General features: G+C 37.7%; 11 protein-coding genes. 10 read left to right on the top strand and 1 reads right to left on the bottom strand.

Annotation, left to right across the window (positions count from 1 at the left end; genetic code table 11):
- Positions 1–125: 125 nt before the first annotated feature.
- Positions 126–1,475 (bottom strand): ABC transporter substrate-binding protein, encoded by a 1,350-nt coding sequence (locus MHB53_RS21985; RefSeq protein ID WP_340922442.1) that lies wholly within the window; start codon positions 1,473–1,475, stop codon positions 126–128.
- Between the two features lie 691 nt (positions 1,476–2,166).
- On the opposite strand from MHB53_RS21985, the gene MHB53_RS21990 reads away from it, so the two are divergent.
- The 10 genes from MHB53_RS21990 (at position 2,167) to MHB53_RS22035 (ending at position 17,783) form a co-directional block, all read left to right on the top strand.
- Positions 2,167–3,507 carry an ABC transporter substrate-binding protein gene (locus MHB53_RS21990; RefSeq protein WP_340922444.1) on the top strand — a complete coding sequence of 447 codons (1,341 nt, stop codon included), beginning with the start codon at positions 2,167–2,169 and terminating at the stop codon, positions 3,505–3,507.
- 517 nt (positions 3,508–4,024) lie between these two features.
- Positions 4,025–5,329, top strand: coding sequence for an extracellular solute-binding protein (locus tag MHB53_RS21995; RefSeq protein WP_340922446.1), 1,305 nt, complete (start codon positions 4,025–4,027; stop codon positions 5,327–5,329).
- A 176-nt stretch (positions 5,330–5,505) separates the two neighbouring features.
- Positions 5,506–6,819 (top strand): ABC transporter substrate-binding protein, encoded by a 1,314-nt coding sequence (locus MHB53_RS22000; RefSeq protein ID WP_340922448.1) that lies wholly within the window; start codon positions 5,506–5,508, stop codon positions 6,817–6,819.
- Between the two features lie 406 nt (positions 6,820–7,225).
- On the top strand, positions 7,226–8,323 hold the full coding sequence (locus MHB53_RS22005) for a GntR family transcriptional regulator (RefSeq protein WP_340922450.1): 1,098 nt from the start codon (positions 7,226–7,228) through the stop codon (positions 8,321–8,323).
- An 86-nt stretch (positions 8,324–8,409) separates the two neighbouring features.
- The gene (locus tag MHB53_RS22010) at positions 8,410–9,726 is read left to right on the top strand and encodes an ABC transporter substrate-binding protein (RefSeq protein ID WP_340922452.1); all 1,317 of its coding nucleotides are present in this window, start codon (positions 8,410–8,412) and stop codon (positions 9,724–9,726) included.
- Positions 9,727–10,032: 306 nt separating this feature from the next.
- Positions 10,033–11,352 carry an ABC transporter substrate-binding protein gene (locus MHB53_RS22015; protein WP_340922455.1) on the top strand — a complete coding sequence of 440 codons (1,320 nt, stop codon included), beginning with the start codon at positions 10,033–10,035 and terminating at the stop codon, positions 11,350–11,352.
- 407 nt (positions 11,353–11,759) lie between these two features.
- Positions 11,760–12,878 carry an ABC transporter ATP-binding protein gene (locus tag MHB53_RS22020; protein WP_340922458.1) on the top strand — a complete coding sequence of 373 codons (1,119 nt, stop codon included), beginning with the start codon at positions 11,760–11,762 and terminating at the stop codon, positions 12,876–12,878.
- A 13-nt stretch (positions 12,879–12,891) separates the two neighbouring features.
- Positions 12,892–15,876 carry an extracellular solute-binding protein gene (locus MHB53_RS22025; RefSeq protein ID WP_340922461.1) on the top strand — a complete coding sequence of 995 codons (2,985 nt, stop codon included), beginning with the start codon at positions 12,892–12,894 and terminating at the stop codon, positions 15,874–15,876.
- Positions 15,866–16,879, top strand: coding sequence for a carbohydrate ABC transporter permease (locus tag MHB53_RS22030; RefSeq protein WP_445661469.1), 1,014 nt, complete (start codon positions 15,866–15,868; stop codon positions 16,877–16,879). The genes MHB53_RS22025 and MHB53_RS22030 overlap by 11 nt, the downstream gene beginning before the upstream one ends.
- Entirely contained in the window at positions 16,866–17,783 is a 918-nt protein-coding gene (locus MHB53_RS22035; RefSeq protein ID WP_445661470.1) for a carbohydrate ABC transporter permease, read from the top strand. Before MHB53_RS22030 ends, MHB53_RS22035 begins: the two co-directional genes overlap by 14 nt.
- Positions 17,784–17,789 lie beyond the last annotated feature (6 nt).

Below are 17,789 nucleotides of genomic sequence, written 5' to 3' on the forward strand. Positions count from 1 at the left end.
CAAAAGTCTCTATCAAAGTTTAAGTATCAAATTTGATAGAGACTTTAGTCTATTAAAACAAATTTAAGACCGTTTATATTACACTGCCATTTTATGAATCAAGCTTAGGATGAAAGTGAGGTAAGTTATTTTTGAGCTTGCATTTCTTTAACGATTGTAGTGTATTCTTCCTCCATTTCCCGTAAATAAGTGACGACGTCTTGCTCAGATGTTAAAAACTCTCGTGCCTTTTTACTTATATAATCTTCACCATGGAACGTTATGATTGGATCATATGGAGAATACGGAGCAACCTTAGCCACCTTGTCAATGAAAGGAGCTTTTGTGTTGTACTCTTTACCGAATTCCTCCATATCTGCAGCGCTAAATTGCTCATAGGCTGAGTCACTATTAATAGTAGGGGCGCTTCCAACCCTAGATAATGCAATTTGTGCTTTTTCCGAAGCCAAATAGGAAATTACTGCCCATGCTGCATCTTTATTCTCACTAAATTTAGTCAGATTAAGAGGCAAAGCAACTGAAGTAGGTGCAACATTCGGATGGTCTTCCCATGTAGGTGTTGTTACCATATCAAAGTTAAACCCTTCTACAGGCGCTAGCAATGGAAGCCATGGGGCATTTTGAATCCACATAGCGATGTTTTGCTGCCCATCTTGAAAACCATCGGGCCTATTTGGGTCACTCTCCATCATTCCCGGGATATTTCTAAGTTCATCAAGTAAATCAAAAACCCGCTTTGTATCTGGGTTTTTAGCAAATAAAACCTCGCCTGTCTCTGGGTCCGTACCTGGGATACTCAGTTGTGTATACGGGATAGCGTTAGTACGCGAAAGTTGTATTCCTTTATATTGTATGCCGTTACGGACTGCTGTTAATCGACGGGCTAGGTCAAGCGCTTCCTTCCAAGTCATCCCATCTTGCGGATATGGTTCACCAAACAAGTCAAAGATATCTTTATTGTAAAACATGGTCATTAAAGTAGATTCCACTGGCAAGCCATATAAATTTCCTTCACCAAGTGGGTCATAAGCGCGTAAATTATCAACCACACCATCTCTAAAGATACCCAGGTCAAAATTAGACTTTTCAATATACTCATCAATCGGCATTAACGTCTCCAGCTCTTCCACTAACTCATGCGTTGGGATGCCCACGATAATATCTGGATATTCACCTTTGGCAAACAATTCCTCTAGGTCATCATATATAAGATCAAGTGTAATGTTCGGGAATTTAGCTTCGACCTGATCTTTGTACCGTATTTTAAATGTTTCCTCATCAACAGCAATCATCATTTTTACTGTTGCTGTTCCTCCATCATAACCCCATTGCTCCATATTCTCATTGGTGGCCTTATCACCCTCTTCATTTTTTGGACTAGTGCTTGAATCGTTTGAGCAGGCCGCAAGCGATACTACGGTAATAATTAGCATTAGTAATATAAAAAAGCGGTTTTTTGGTGTAGGTGTCATCATCAATTAATCCCCCTCCATTTTTCGATGGCTTTTGTCCAATAAATTCATTAATTTTATCCAAACGTTGTCACGCTATTTTGATTCACCCCCTTCGTTTCTATTAATAAATACATTCCCTTAATGAAAGCGCATTCATTCAGAGGAGTTTATTATATTTTCCGAAAATTGTCAATCCGAGGATTTAAGTTGTTTCAAAATATAAATGAAAAAGGACATCATAACAAATTGATGAGGTTAAAATGAATGTCACGTTGGTTTGTGCCCCAAGTTTTGAGAAATTAACGATGAGTATATTCAAAAACGATTTTATTCCATTAGATAAATATGCATTTAAGGATCAAGTGTCCAACGTACAGTTATTCATAACATTATAACTGAGTGAAGAGTTTAATTTTATAGAAAATTAGAAAACCTTCACACGAAATTCACATTGCATAGATTAAAATTATGTTAGCGCTAACATTTTGGAAAATATTATATAATGCAGCCCGAAAATCAAACTTAAAAAGAGGGGATGGCTATAGATGGGAAATAACCATTAGTAAATGTTGAATGACTTCATGCATTTGAGTCGACAATGTTTGAAAATGGAGAAAAGGTATTATCGAAGTTGAGGGGGTCAGTTAGTCAGCTATTAATTTAAATCTTCTTAAATCTGTTCTGTTTAATATAAAGGGGGCGTAAAAAGTCTATGAAAAGCATAAAGCTAAAAACTATTTTACTTGTAATGGTAGTAATCATGTCTTTGTTTGTAGCAGCGTGTAGCAGTAAGTCTTCTGATGCTAATCCAGTAGATAAATCGGGTGCAGGAGAAAAAGAGGTGGTAGAGAAGAAAGAGTTTTCAAATGAGGAAGTAACTTTAAAAGTGGCTACTCCATGGGGGAAAGAGTATTTCATGGACCGTATCGGGAATCATATGGAAGAAAGTTTGCCACATATAACGTTGGAACATATTGACTGGGATGGAACCGTAACTAAATTGGAGGAACATTACGCTGCCGATGTGATCCCGGATGTTTTATTAGCATATACAGGGCAGGCTCCATTGGAAGAATTGGAAATGGTTTTTCCTTTGGATGAGATGATCAAGGAATATGGTGTTGATTTGAGTGATGTTAATTCGGCTTTACTTGATGAATTACGTTCAAGACACAAGGAAAATGGACTGATTGGTGTACCTGCGGAAACAGGAGGTGTTTTAGCACTCCATTACAATAAAGAAGTATTTGATATATTTGGTGTGCCATATCCAACAGAGGCAATGACTTGGACTGAGACGTTGGATCTAGCTAAGCAAATGACTGGTGAACGTAACGGGACTTTTTATCGTGGTTTTGAAACAGAAGCCCCGACAGCACCACTGGGACAGTTATCTGTGAACATGACGGATCCAGAGACGGGTGATGTTCTCATTACAGAGGACCCTGCTTTCACAAAGTATATGGATTTTATGGAAGATCTATTTAGTATTCCAGGTTTATATAATGAAGATCCGGAAACTAGAAACACACAATTTGCTCAAGGGACGGCTGCAATGCATATTAGCTGGCATGGTTACCTTACTTGGTTCGGCGGTGAAGACGCACAAACATTTCAAAAAAATATGGATATTCTGCCTATCCCACATTGGGAGGATCTTCCAAATGTAATCCCTTCACGAGGATCACACCCATGGGTTATCAACGAATACAGTGAACAAAAAGAAGCCGCACTTCAATTTTTGGCAGAAAGTCTAACACCTGAATATCAAACAAAACTGTCTAGGGTAGGAACTCCGCCGGTGCTAATGGATGAAGCAATCCTTGCACAATTTGGTGCGGATAATAAAGTGTATGAAGGTAAAAATGTGCTTGCATTTTTTGAAGGAGTCATAGCTCCACCTCCAGAAAAACAAAGCGTGTGGGATCAATATGTTGATTTCGGAAAGGCATTGGAGGAATTTGCTAAAAAAGGTACGGATGTTCAGACCGTTTTAAGAGTACTAAAGGAAGAGTCGGAAATCAAAATTAAGGATGCAAAAGCGCAAAATTAAAAGTTATAAAACTACGGAATGCATAAGGTAGTAAATAAGTAGATACACAAGATTAGGAGTTTATTAAATATTCGTGGAAGCCATCCTTAAAGGATGGTTTTTTCTATGGGTTCCTTTGGCGTGTGCGTAACATCTATTCTACACAAATTGCGTTTCTATTAGTCCTGAATGAGCTGAAAATCAAGCGCAAGCATCTAGCTGGTACCACATCTAAACCGATCAAGTTTTAAGGATTGAAAACACTAAATTAGTTAATGTAAAATGTGCAATTTTAAAAATATTCTTCACACGAAATTCACATCTCATAGATTAAGATAAAATTAAGCGCTTACAATAGGTGGAAAATGAGATTCAGAAAAAGTTGTATGATGCTTGATCAAAAATTATATTTTGAAAAGAGGGATGCCAAGCTATAACATAATTTGTGTTGCCCAAGAAGTAAAAAGCAAACGGGGAATGAGTTTAAAAAGAGCTGTGGTCCTAGTAATTAACAGTATTTAATGAAGGAGGAGTAAAAATGGGGAAGTATAAAAACTTATTTTTATTCGTACTAACCATTTGTTTCACAATGCTTCTTATCTCATGCTCTAATAATAAAGCCCCAACGGCGGGGGAAAAAGGCGAAGATGTAAATGGACAGAATGAATCAAATGAGCCAGAACCTTTTACTTTAGAAATTGGCGTTCATTTTGATGAAACGATGTTCAAAGAGCGATTTAAAGATCCTATTGAAGAACACTTCCCGTATATTACTGTTGAACAAGTCCCAGTATTCACCTATGGACGAAATGATTTGGAAGAATTATTTTCGAGTGGGAAGTCCCCGGATTTCTTCTTCTCGATTTCTCAACAAGATATGGAATATTTTGAACTTGACTCCGACATGGACGAGTTACTTACGAAACATAATATAGACCTAAGTCATGTAAACGAAAATTTACTGGATACGTTACGGGCACGAGACAAGGAAGGTAGATTAATCGCTTGGCCTTATGAAGACACATACTATGTACTCGCCTACAATAAAGATATATTTGATATGTTCGGTGAGGCATACCCCTCGGATGATATGACTTGGGAAGAAACAATTGAGTTAACGAAGAAACTTACAAAAGAAAGAGATGGTGTGCAATACAGGGGCTTGGATTTTGCGGATAATGTTGCACTTTCGCAACTTTCGGTAAACATGACAGATCCAGATACTGGTGAAGTTCTCCTTCTTGACCAACCGGAATTCTCGCAATATCTTAATTTGTATAAAGGTCTCTTTGATATACCTGGTCAATTCGAAGCGGGGGATATGTTTAACGGGGATCGTTTTAGTAATGAAAGGACAACGGCAATGCTCGTAATAAATGCCCAAGCACTAAACTGGTATAAAGATAATGAAAGTCTTCATTACGATATTGCTGCTGTTCCAACTTGGTCAGACCACCCAGGGGTTGCTCCGACTGGATATTTGCAAACACTTACAATGAACCCGAATAGCAAACATAAAGATGATGTGATGAAAATATTTAACTTTTTCATATCAGATGAATATCAGACTTGGATGTCTCGAAATGGGATTGGTATTGTCTCTGATAAGAAGGAAGTGCTTAAAGAGTTTTACAAGGATTATGAAAATACTCATGATAAAAACGTACCAGCAATCTTTAAAAATAGCGCTGCACCTCCCCCAGAACGTATTAGTTTATGGGATGGTTATGTAGATCTTAGTATACAAAAATTTTATGAGTCTAATATGGATGTCAATGAGTTCCTGCGTGTGACTAAAGAAGAGTCAGAGGCAAAGATTAATGAGGCGAAGGAATCAGAGTAAATTATAATTTCCTTGACATAAACTAGGAATTTAGGAATTGTTTGTTTTTAATGTATTATCATAAACTGTTTATTTGATCAGAAGCGCGTTTACAGATGCACCTTAGTTTCACTGAGGGGATAAATAGTGAGGAAAAAACCGATACATCAAAATTTGAAGTGGGGGTGTTCTTTAATATGAAAAAGAATTTTAAGTTCTTGTTATTATTACTTACACTAGTGTGCTCCATCTCGATAATGGTAGCTTGTAACAACTCATCTACACCTTCTAGTACTCCCGAAAATGGGGAGCCAAAGGGGGAAGGGAAGGATAAGGAGAAGGAACCTGAACCTGTAACATTATCAGTGCTTGTACACTGGGAGGAGGAAATGTTCAATGAGCGTTTTAAAAATCCGATTGAAGAAGCATTTCCTCATATCACATTGGAACATGTAAGAGCCGGATCTGGTAGAGAAGACTTGGAAGAACTGTTTGCCAAAGGAACTCAACCTGATATCCTATTTGAGGTCTCACAAGACAATTTGGAGTATTTGGAACTTGACTACGATTTAGGGGAATTAATCGAAAAACACAATTATGATTTGAGTCATATTAATCCAGTCTTTCTGGACTCATTACGAGCCAAAGATAAGGAAGGGCGGCTTTTGGGTTTACCTTATGAAATTATTTATTATGCTCTATTCTATAATAAGGACATTTTTGATTTATTCGGTCAACCATACCCAACCGACAATATGACATGGGATGAAGCGATTGAATTGGCGAAAAAAGTGACGGGGGAACGTAATGGTGTCAACTATCGTGGATTGGATTTAGCTAATCCGGGAGTCCCGCTTATGCAACTTGCTGTTAATAAATCAGATCCAGAAACAGGTGAAGTCTTATTGGACCAACCGGAGTTTTCTAAGTATTTGGAGCTAATTGATAAAATCACTGCTACTTCCGGAAGTGATAACGAAGCATTTTTCAATGGTGAGCGATTTGCAACTGAAAATACGACAGCTATGTTGGTTGAATTCATCCAAGGTCTAAATTGGTGGCAGAATAATGAGGGTCTTAACGATGCGGTAGCGCCACTCCCTGTATGGGCAGATGGTCCAGCAGTAAGTCATCGTCCCGATGGCGGCATTATTCCTTTAAGTATCAGTCCATACAGTGAGCAGAAGGATGCGGCATTCGATGTGATTACTTATTTTACTGAAAATGAATATCAGACATGGGCCTCACGTAACGGCATCGGTCCATCTAGTGGTAACACTGAAGTGCTTGATGAATTTTTCCAAGGTTACGAGAGTACACATGATAAAAATGTGTCTTCCATTTTTAATCATCCGCCAGCTGATCCACCGGAGCGCATTAGTTTATGGGATTCATATGTTGATCTGGATCTCAGAAAATACGTAGAGTCGGGAATGGATCGCAATGAATTCCTTCGAGTCACTTCAGAGGAGGCAGAATCCGCTATTCAAGAGGCGATGAATACTAAATAATTGATTGTAGCGTGCTACAAATTACTGGCAAAGATGTAAAGTGGAGTATGATGATAGGGCTTGCTACTAGGTGAATTTAGATGTAATGAGGATGCCGTAAATTAGGAATATAGCATAGTTTAACTTCAGCAAAAGTTTGAAAACAAAGAGTCAGAAGTATATAGGAGATATTTTGAAGTAGTGGAGAAGTGAGGAACCTCAGCTGGAGGTTTTCACTTCTTTTTCTATTTTTTTCTTCGGAATGGTTTACCAATTCTATGAGAATTGCAAACAACAATTATGAAAGGAATTCAAACTAATTAGAAATTTCACCATTGACTAATAAATGTATTGATATTATATTGAGTTATATCAGCTAATACCTGGTTTATCTCAATATATCAGGTTTAGGAAGGGAGGAGGGTTTGTGCGTAGAAATAAGTCACCCTTGTATTTACAGATTAAAGTACATCTTCAGGAGAAAATCAAAGAAGGTATTTATCAGCCACATGATCAATTACCATCAGAGGCCGATTTGGCAAAGCAGTTCAACGTAAGTAGAATTACCTCCAAAAATGCCGTGTTGCAACTTGTTAAAGATGGAAAAGCCTATCGTATACCAGGAAAAGGAACCTTTGTTGAAGGGGAGAATGCAGATAAAGCATTGAAAAAGGATAATCTGCCTCAACAAAACGAGAAGGTCATTATTGGATTAATCATGCCTGAAATTGTCGAGCGTTTTTCAGCGCATACTTTATCAGGGATCGAAACTGCTGTCACAGCGTATGGATACCGTTTAATGCTACGGCAGTCTCGTCATTCTCTTGATTTGGAAGAACAAGCGATCCGAATGATGGTGCTAGATGGTGTTCAGGGATTAATTGTCTTTCCCGTTGACGATCAACTATACAATGAAGAGATTCTACGACTTACATTAGACAAATTTCCATTGGTGTTGATTGATCGCTATTTAAAGGGGATTGATACCTCTGCTGTTTATTCTGACAATGTCCAAGCAGCATATCGGTTGACAAAACTTCTTTTAGAAAAAAAACATCACAAAATTGGTATGGTGACAGCTCCTAATTTTGAAACCATCACTGTAGAAAATCGCATTAAAGGATATGAGCGAGCCCTGACCGAGGTGGGTATTCCGATAGATAGATCTATCTGGTTTACCGAAGTCCTCCTTGAAAATCCAGTGGAACGAGCTATGTCATTTTTCCAAAGGAATCCTGACATGACAGCCGTGTTTGCGATGAATGCTTATGCGGGACAAATCGCTTTTCAAGCCGCTAAAAGGCTTGGTAGAAAAATGCCTGAGGAATTTTCAATTTCATCATTTGACCAAGAACATGAACTTGATGTTTACCCAATTTATACGGCTAAACAAGATTCGTTTCTAATGGGTGAGAAGGCAGTCGAATTATTGGAGTTACAATTAAAAAAGGATCAATCTGTTCAACGAATAGTTCTGCCAGTAAGCATCTGTTTTAAATCAGAGCAGGAAGAGGTTAAGTCTTAACCTAATCTGTCAATTTTTTCAATAAGTCGGAACTTAGTGCTTCAGGCATAAGATAAGTTTCGGGAAAAAGGGGAATATACAAAAAAATGAAAAGGCTTACGAATTTATGGGCGTTTGGTTTATTACTACTAATCTCGATTTTTCTTTTGGCGGCATGTAATGGTGGAAACACTGCTAATGATGCTTCTGGTAATAAGAACGAAGAGGAAAAAACTGAAAAAGCAGAAGAACTCGAAGCTGAACCAGTGACATTAAAGTTTAATTATGCATGGGAAGAAGAGTTTAATGAGGATATTAAAGGACCGGTTGAAGAAAAGTTTCCTCATATTACGTTAGAATTCGTAGAAATGGCTTTGGATGAAGTGGAAACGGAAATTGCTCAAAAAAACATTCCTGACATCTTCTATTTATCTGGAGGAGATCAAGTACCGTTATTGGAGGAATATGAACTTACGTATGATCTGGATGAACTGATTAATGGGAATAACTTTGATCTAAGCAGTATTTCGCAAGCGCATATTTATCAGGCGCGTGGTTGGGGGGATGGAGCTCTCTACTATTTCCCATATGTAAGAAGATGGGAAGTACTTTATTATAATAAGGAGATTTTTGATCAGTTTGGGGTTTCTTATCCCAAGGATGGGATGACTTGGGGAGAAGTGGGAGACTTGGCTAGTCAAGTAACCGGTGAGCGGAACGGGGTTGAGTACCGAGGCCTCGATATATCTGCTGCTGGTGGTATGCTTTCTGAACTCGAGGTAAATCATCTGGATCCTGAGTCGCATGAGCCAATGTATGTAAAAGATGAACGCTTTGTCCAATATTTGAATATGGCTGAAAAGTTGGCCGCAATCCCAGGAGTAGTTCCTGAAGAAGGTGATTGGGGAGACTTCATGAATACTCAAAACCTGGCAATGGTGCCGCTCTTTGATGTTCATATATGGTTAGCTGGTGTTGAGGCAGATACAGGATTGAACTGGGATATGGTGACCTATCCTGTCTGGGAGGATAAGCCGAATGGAGGACCAGGAGCAGGTGCAGCTGGTTTAGCGATCTCAGAAACTAGTGAACATAAAGAAGAAGCATTTCAAGTACTAGAATATCTTATGTCCGAGGAATGGCAGTTAATGCGCTCTAAAAAAGGTTTTGCCACTATATTAAACGATCCAGAAATTCAAGGGGCGTTTTCATCTGAAGTTGAGGGATTACAAGATAAGAATATGCAGGCTGTGTTTGCGTTGGATATTGCTACTGGTCCTAAAGTGACTTCTCCATATGAACAAGAAGGACAGGTATTAGATGTTATGGAGTTCATTAAAGAAGGAAATGATGTGAACACATATTTGCGCGAAGCTTACGATAAATCGAAAGCTAAAGTCGCGGAAGCACAAGGTAGTAAGTGAACGCGTTTCAGCATTCATCCGTGCGGAGTATCAAGTGAAATTTATGGAGATTATTGTTGAAAAATACAATATTATCAGGATTTCTTCACACGAAATTCATATTCGATAGAGTAAAATATACTTAGATGCTCCATAGTTGTAAAAAAGTAAATTGTAAGAATAGTAAGATGATAGTCAGGAGATTATCTAAGAAAAGAGAGGGATGCTGAGAGAAAGAACGAAAAAAGAAATAGTTATGACTGAGCATTAATAAAGGAACTTAAGTTATTTTGAATGTACTTACTTCAACAGGGGAGGTTTTACATAATGAAAAAGAATTTCAAGTTTTTAGCATTGATTTTTACGATAGCGCTTTCAGTTTTTGTAATGGCGGCATGCAATTCCTCAACGACTTCAGGCGGTAATGAAAGTGAAAAGCCAAAGGGAAAAGAAAAAGAAGCAGAAAAAGTGACAATCAGATGGGCGCATCAATGGGGAGAAGAGCATTTTCAGGAGACCTACGGGACATATCTTGAAGAAAAATTTCCTAATATTACAATCGAAATACAGGAAGCAGGAACAGACCATCCGGAGACGCTTGAACAATTAATTGCAGGCAAGAAAAGTCCAGATGTCGTTACTATGGGGCTTTTAACTCATTCGAGCTTTTTAAAAAGCCTCGGTTTAGCCTACAATATGGATGAATTAATTGAACAAGAAGGCTTTGATTTGGATCGGTTGGAACCATCGATTGTTAAATACGCACGTAATAAAGATCCAAATATGGAAGGCGGAATATACATTATTCCAAATAGCCGTCCAACATACTCATTGCACTATAATAAAGACGTATTTGACACACTAGGGGTTAATTATCCCTCCGATGATCTGACATGGGAGGAGGTTACTGAACTTGCTAAGGATTTGACACGTGAAATGAATGGCGTTCAGTACCGTGGTTTGGACCTTGACGTTCCTTATGATGCATATACTCAATTTGGACAAAATTCAGTTGACCCTGAGACGAATGAAGTATTAATTACTGAATCAGAGGCATATAGAAGATATTTGGAAATGGTTGGGGCAGTAACTTCAATTCCAGGTAATTACCCTGCTGAAGAACCTGGAAGTCTTCTTCATAACTGGGGATCCTTATTTGGTGAAGGTAATGTAGCAATGGCACCAGCTGCAACTAACCATGGATGGTTAGAAAAAGATAATATTGGTATTGCTACTTATCCTGTGTGGGAAGGATATGAAGGAATTAACCCTGCACCTAATGCTGGTGGATTTGCAATTACTGAACCAAGCGAACATAAAGAAATAGTATTAGAAATGATCGAGTATTTGTTATCTGATGAAGTGCAAATCGAAAAGTCTAAACAAGGAGGGGCTTCAATCCTTAAGGATCCAGAGATCCATGCCGTATATGGTGAAGAAAAACCTGAGTTTAAAGGGAAAAATCTTGCATCATTATTTAAAAATGAGTATTCGACTGGACCGGACAAGTCACCTAAATACGGTGATGGAGTTTATTGGGAAGCGCCAATCAAGTTTGTAAACTCCGGTAAGGATATAAATGAATTTTTACGAATTCTTCAGGAAGAAGCTGAAGCAAGCGTAAAATCGCAAATGGAGGCAGAATAAGTAGATAACCTAATTTAACGAAATATGGATATAGACGTTAAAGTGAAAATAACCTCTGCAAATATAATGATTGCAGAGGTTACTTTTAAAATTGGGGTCTAAGAAATGAATGCAACTAAACCGATAAGGGCATTTCACTTAAGGTTTGGTTCTTATGAGTTCATAGGGCTATCACAACTAGATTGAGATAAAGAACCACCGTGTATTTATTAAGTTGTTCAAAAAGCCAGATAAGATACGGGGGCATTATAGCTGCTATATTAGGCTCTTTTGTAAAGAGAAGCGAAATTTGCTTGTCCCACCGTGTGAAATATTATGAAATAAACTTCACACCAAATTCATAGGAATCTGTATATGATAAATGTAATATCAAAATTTGGAATACTTTGTCTTAGGAGGGAACCTTAATGGCAAGAATTTTGCTAAATCAAGTTTCAAAACGTTACGGAAAATACAAAGAATATGCAGTAAATAATTTTAATTTGGATATCGAAGATCAGGAGTTTTTGGTATTTTTAGGACCGTCGGGGTGTGGGAAATCCACAACACTTAGAATGGTGGCCGGTCTTGAAGATATATCTGAAGGTGAGATATTCATCGGTGATAACCTGGTAAATGATCAACCACCTAAAGATAGAGATATTTCGATGGTCTTTCAAAACTATGCTTTATATCCAAATTTAAGCGTATATGAAAATATCGCTTTTGGGCTGCGGATCAGAAAGATACCTAAACATGAAATTGAAGATGCAGTTAAAAGGGCAGCTCGGGTATTGGAAATTGGTAATTTTCTGGACCGTAAACCTAGAGAACTTAGTGGTGGTCAGAGACAGCGTGTTGCATTGGGGAGAGCAATTGTAAGGAGTCCACAAGCATTTTTAATGGATGAACCGCTCTCAAACTTGGATGCCAAACTTCGTGTTCAAATGAGGGCAGAGATTATTAGTTTACACAAAAAAATGGGTGTTACAACTATCTATGTAACACATGATCAAATTGAAGCGATGACAATGGGAGATCGAATTGTCGTTATGAATAGGGGAGAGATTCAGCAAGTAGATACTCCTGAAGAGGTTTACAATAAACCAAAGAACTTATTTGTAGCAAAGTTTATCGGTAATCAACCAATGAACTTTTTTGAAGGGACATTACATGAAAAAGATGGAGATTTAATATTCTTTACAGGTACTTTTTCTCTAAAACTAACAGACCAGCAGGCGAATATGTTAAGGAATAGAAAAATGCTTGAATTCACAATTATTATGGGAATAAGGCCAGAAAATATGGGCTTTGAACAAATTATGTTTGACACTTATCCCGACGCAACGATCAATGGTTATTTGCAATTTAATGAGTTTATCGGTTCAGACCATTATTACCATCTTTCCACACATGGTAAAGAGTCATTCACAGTGCGTGCACATCCTAGATACCGTTACGAAGAAGGCGAAAAGGTAACTATAGCTGTAGATATGAACAAGATATTGCTATTCGATAGGAATACAGAAGAATTGATGACAGATTGAATGGAGTGGGAAGATGGCACATCAATTATGGAGAAAATCTAATATTAGGAAACTATTATGCATTGGTATAAGTGTAATATTCATTATTAGCATGATGTTGCCCTTATCTAATAAGAACATAGTTTTTGCGGATGACAATGAAACACCGGAAGATAGTGCAACAACGGATAATTTTGAAAGGCAGCTTGAGCCATACTTTTATGAGATGAATCAGAAATGGGATAGTGAAGGAATTAAACTAGGGAAAGATAATGTAAAAGTAGAAGCGAATGAATATGCAAATAAATCAGAAGATGCTGATATTGAAGTCGGTTCCTACGGTGGGGAAGACAAGGTAATACTTTGGCCAAATCCAATTGGATGGGTTGAATATAATGTGGATGTGGCTGAAGAGGGTCTATATGAAATCGCCATTGAAAATTATCCGTTTTCACTAGAAGATGGTGGGAGCCGACAATCTGTCATTTTGGGTGTACAGATTAATGATTCCTACCAATACAAAGAATCACGCTCCATTGAACTAAAAAGGGAGTTCCGAGATAAGGAGCCTCAGTATGATGAAACGGGAAATCAAGTTCGCTCACTTGTAGAACCTATTACCGGGTGGAAGAAGGAATCACTTCGGGATTCAGATGGTTCCAATGTCGGACCATTATTATTCCATTTGAAAAAAGGAAACAATACGATTCGGGTGCGTGCATTAAGGGAAGCTGTAGCACTTAAATCGCTCTCGATTGAAGAACCTAAGGTAAATAGTCCCTATCAAGAAGTAAAAGAACAATATGAAACAACTTCAATGGAAACAGATGAAGTGATAACAATTGAAGCTGAAAATTTTGCTAAAAAGAATTCAACCTCGATTCAAGTTCAGTACGATCGCGCTCCTTTGACTACACCGGAATCACTTAAAAAAGTCAAATTTAATACTTTAGGCGGAATGAGTTGGTATAAAGGCGGGCAAGCGGTAACTTGGGAATTTGAAGTGCCGGAAAATGGTGAATATAAAATTGCCTTCAGGGGAATGCAAAACTTTCGGAAAAATTTATCTGTCTTCCGAACATTGTCAATTGACGGAAAGATCCCATTTGAAGAAATGGAACATTACCAAATACCATATGCTTCAGGATGGCAAGACATTACTTTAAATGATAAGAGTGATAAACCATTCTATTTTTATTTGGAAAAAGGCACTCATACCATTTCACTTGAAGCGACCCATGAGCCGTTCGTGCCACTTATTATTCAGATAGATGAATTATCAAAAGAGATTAAAGAAATATCTGAAGAACTTCAAATAGCTACGGGCAATAGGGAAGATAGCTTTAGGGTTTGGAATGTAGAGAAGGAACTACCAGGGCTACTTGAAAAGCTAAAAAAGATGCATAAGAGTTTTGAAAACATGACCAAACAAATGATTGACATTAACGGTGAAACAAGTAATGTTTCGCAAGCTTTTGAGTCATTATCACAGGATATCTCGGAATTACTAAAAAAGCCGAATGAAATTCCAAATAAGCAAGTAAGAATTGGAACATTACAGGAAAAACTAGAGGCTCAAAGAAAAGAATTAATGGATAGTCCTTTACAATTGGATCGGTTTTATTTTGCTCCTCAAAAAGCGGAATTTCCGCGAATGACGGCAAAATGGTATGAGAAAATAAAGGGAACGTATCATTCCTTGATTTATTCATTTTCGAAAGAAAATCAATTAATGGATCAAGTAGATGAAGAGTTGAATGTATGGATGATGTGGGGAAGAGATTATGCTGAAGAGCTACAACAGTTGGCAGATCAACAATTTACACCTGAACATGGCATTAAAGTAAACGTGAATCTAATTCAAGATCCTAATTTACTGATCATGGCCAAAGCTGCTGGAATTATGCCCGATGTCGCTTTAGGGGTTCCGAGTGGAATGCCTTTTGAAATGGCGCTTCGTGGTGCAGCGCAAGATTTCAACAAAATGCCAGGTGTAGAGGAAGTATTGGAAAAGTATGCGCCAGGTACATTACTACCATATTATTATGACGAAGGAATTTACGGTATCCCTGAAACGATTAATTTCAAGGTTTTATTTTACAGAAAAGATATCTTAAAGCAACTAAATTTACAAGTGCCTGATACATGGGATCAAGTATATGACATGATACCGACATTATTGCAAAATCAACATAATTTTTATGCTGATCCAAAAGATTTTTCTTATATGTTCTATCAAAATGATGTCGATTTATATACAGCCGATGGTATGTCGACAGGCTTAGATACACCTGACGCATTTAAATCGTTTGAAGAGTGGACTAATTTATTTAATCTTCATGGCATGGATTTACAGGTTCAGAGCTTCTATCAACAATTCAGAAAAGGCATGTTACCGATCGGGATTGCAGATTTTAATCAATATATGCAATTACTCGTTGCTGCACCTGAAATTCTAGACGTTTGGGGAATTGCTCCAATTCCTGGACGTGTAAACGAAAAAGGTGAGCTAGTGCGCTGGGCTGGAGGAACAGGAGTAGATACAACAAGCATGATGTTGTTTAATGATACACCTGAGGAAAAACAAGGTGTAGCCTGGGAATTCCTAAAATGGTATGCGTCTTCAGATGTTCAAACCGAATATGGTCTGAATCTTGAGCAATTTCGTGGCGAGACATTTCGCTGGAACTCAGCAAACATTGAAGCTTTTACGAAAATGCCTTGGAGACGGGATGATTTACAAGCTATTTTAGAGCAATGGAAATGGGTAAAGGATATCCCAAATGTTCCTGGAGGATATATGACTACGAGACAATTGGATTTCTCGTGGAATCAGTCAGTTCTTGAAGGTGAAAATTGGCGGATTGAACTGGAGAAGGCTGTAAAAGAGATTTCTCGTGAGTTGAAAAGAAAACAAACAGAATTCGATCTCATTGACGAAAAAGGTAATGTCTTGAATTCTTTAGATCTTCCAATTATTAAGGAACCGTGGGAAGGAGTGAGCCAGTATGAACAATAATATAGAGATAGAAAAGTCGAATATAACGACAGTGAAAGTGGGGAAAATAAACAGATTAAAAACAGAGTTAGCAGCCCGAACTAAAAAAACGCTGGCAGATATGTGGAAATCTCGTCTGTCCTATCTGTTTATTGCTCCGTTTCTCATCTTGTTTATTGTATTTATTCTCATCCCCGTCATAACGGCAATTGGTTTGAGTTTCACTTATTTTAACTCGATTCAATTTCCAGAGTGGACAGGATGGTTGAATTATCAAACATTATTCTCGCAAGATATTATATTATTACAAAATGTTTTGCCTAACACTTTTAAGTTTGCATTATTTGTTGGGCCGGTTGGATTTGTGTTTGCATTTTTACTTGCATGGTTTATCGCTCAGCTACCAAACACTTTACGAATGGGATATGCATTAGCCATGTATGTCCCGTCGTTAGCCGCAGGAGTTGCTATGACGGTAGTTTGGCAGGTAATGTTTACTGGTGATAGGATCGGATATATTAATAGTTTCCTTCTTAATTGGGGATTTATAAGTGAACCAATTATATTCTTACAAGATCAGGATTGGCTTTTAAATATAATGATTGTCGTTTCAATCTGGTCTAGTATGGGTATCGGATTTCTGGCTATGTTAGCCGGTGTTTTAAATGTAGATAAAGAGTTATATGACGCTGGTAGGATGGATGGGATTTCGAGTAGGCTTCAGGAAATCTGGTATATTACCGTTCCGATGATGAGGCCTCAACTATTATTTGCTGGTATTATGTCGATCGTTCATACATTACAATCCGGAAGCTTAGGGGTTCAACTTTCCGGTTCCAACCCAACGCCAAATTATGCGGGGCAGGTAATGGTAAGTCACATTGAAGATTACGGATTCATTCGATTTGAATTAGGGTATGCCAGTGCGATATCAGTTGTACTTTTAGTAATGATGTTTCTATTAAGTCGTGTCTTCTTCTTTATTCTAGAAGAAAAGGAGGATCCGAAATATGAAGATAAGTGAGATACTAAAGAAAATCGGATCAGCAATCAAATGGAAGTGGGTTAACTTAAGACTGGAAGTTAAAAGAATGGACGGTACACAATACACAATATTATTCTTCCTAACTTTACTTTCTGTTTTTATGCTTCTCCCTATCGTTTATATTTTTAATCATGCTTTTAAACCATTACATGAGTTATTTCTCTTTCCGCCAACTTTTATCGTTCAGGATCCAACCATTCAAAACTTTGTGGAACTACTCTCATTAACACAAAGTACATTTGTTCCGGTTTCCCGTTACATTTTTAATAGTGTCATAGTTACAGTAATAGCGACAATAGCTATGGTTATGACAAGTGCGTTTTGTGCGTATGCATTATCAAAACAGAAATTTCCAGGTTCAAAGTTAGTATTTTCAACGATTATGTTATCACTATTATTTGTTCCTACAGTTATACAAATACCACGATTTGTCGTTGTACAAAGCTTAGGCATTATGAATACATATTGGGGGCATGTATTACCAATGATTGCAATGCCAGTAGGTGTATTCTTAATGAAACAATTTATTGATCAAGTACCAAATGAAGTAATGGAAGCTGCAAAAATAGATGGTGCCTCAGAATTTGGTATTTTCACGAGGATCGTCATTCCAATTGTGACGCCTGCAATCGCTACCATTGCGATTATATCTTTTCAGGCAGCCTGGGGGAATGTTGAAACATCACAGTTATTTATGCAAGATGAATCAATGAAAACATTGCCTTATTACATGATGTCTCTAACTGCAAATTTAGCAAATACTGTTGCAAGACAAGGGGCTGCTGCGGCAGGTGCACTTATCATGTTTTTGCCTCAGCTCATCATATTTTTATTCTTCCAGAGAAAAGTTATTGCTACGATGGCGCATTCTGGAATTAAATGAGTTAGA

The sequence above is a fragment of the Bacillus sp. FSL K6-3431 genome (assembly GCF_038002605.1).
GTDB lineage: Bacteria > Bacillota > Bacilli > Bacillales > Bacillaceae_C > Lederbergia.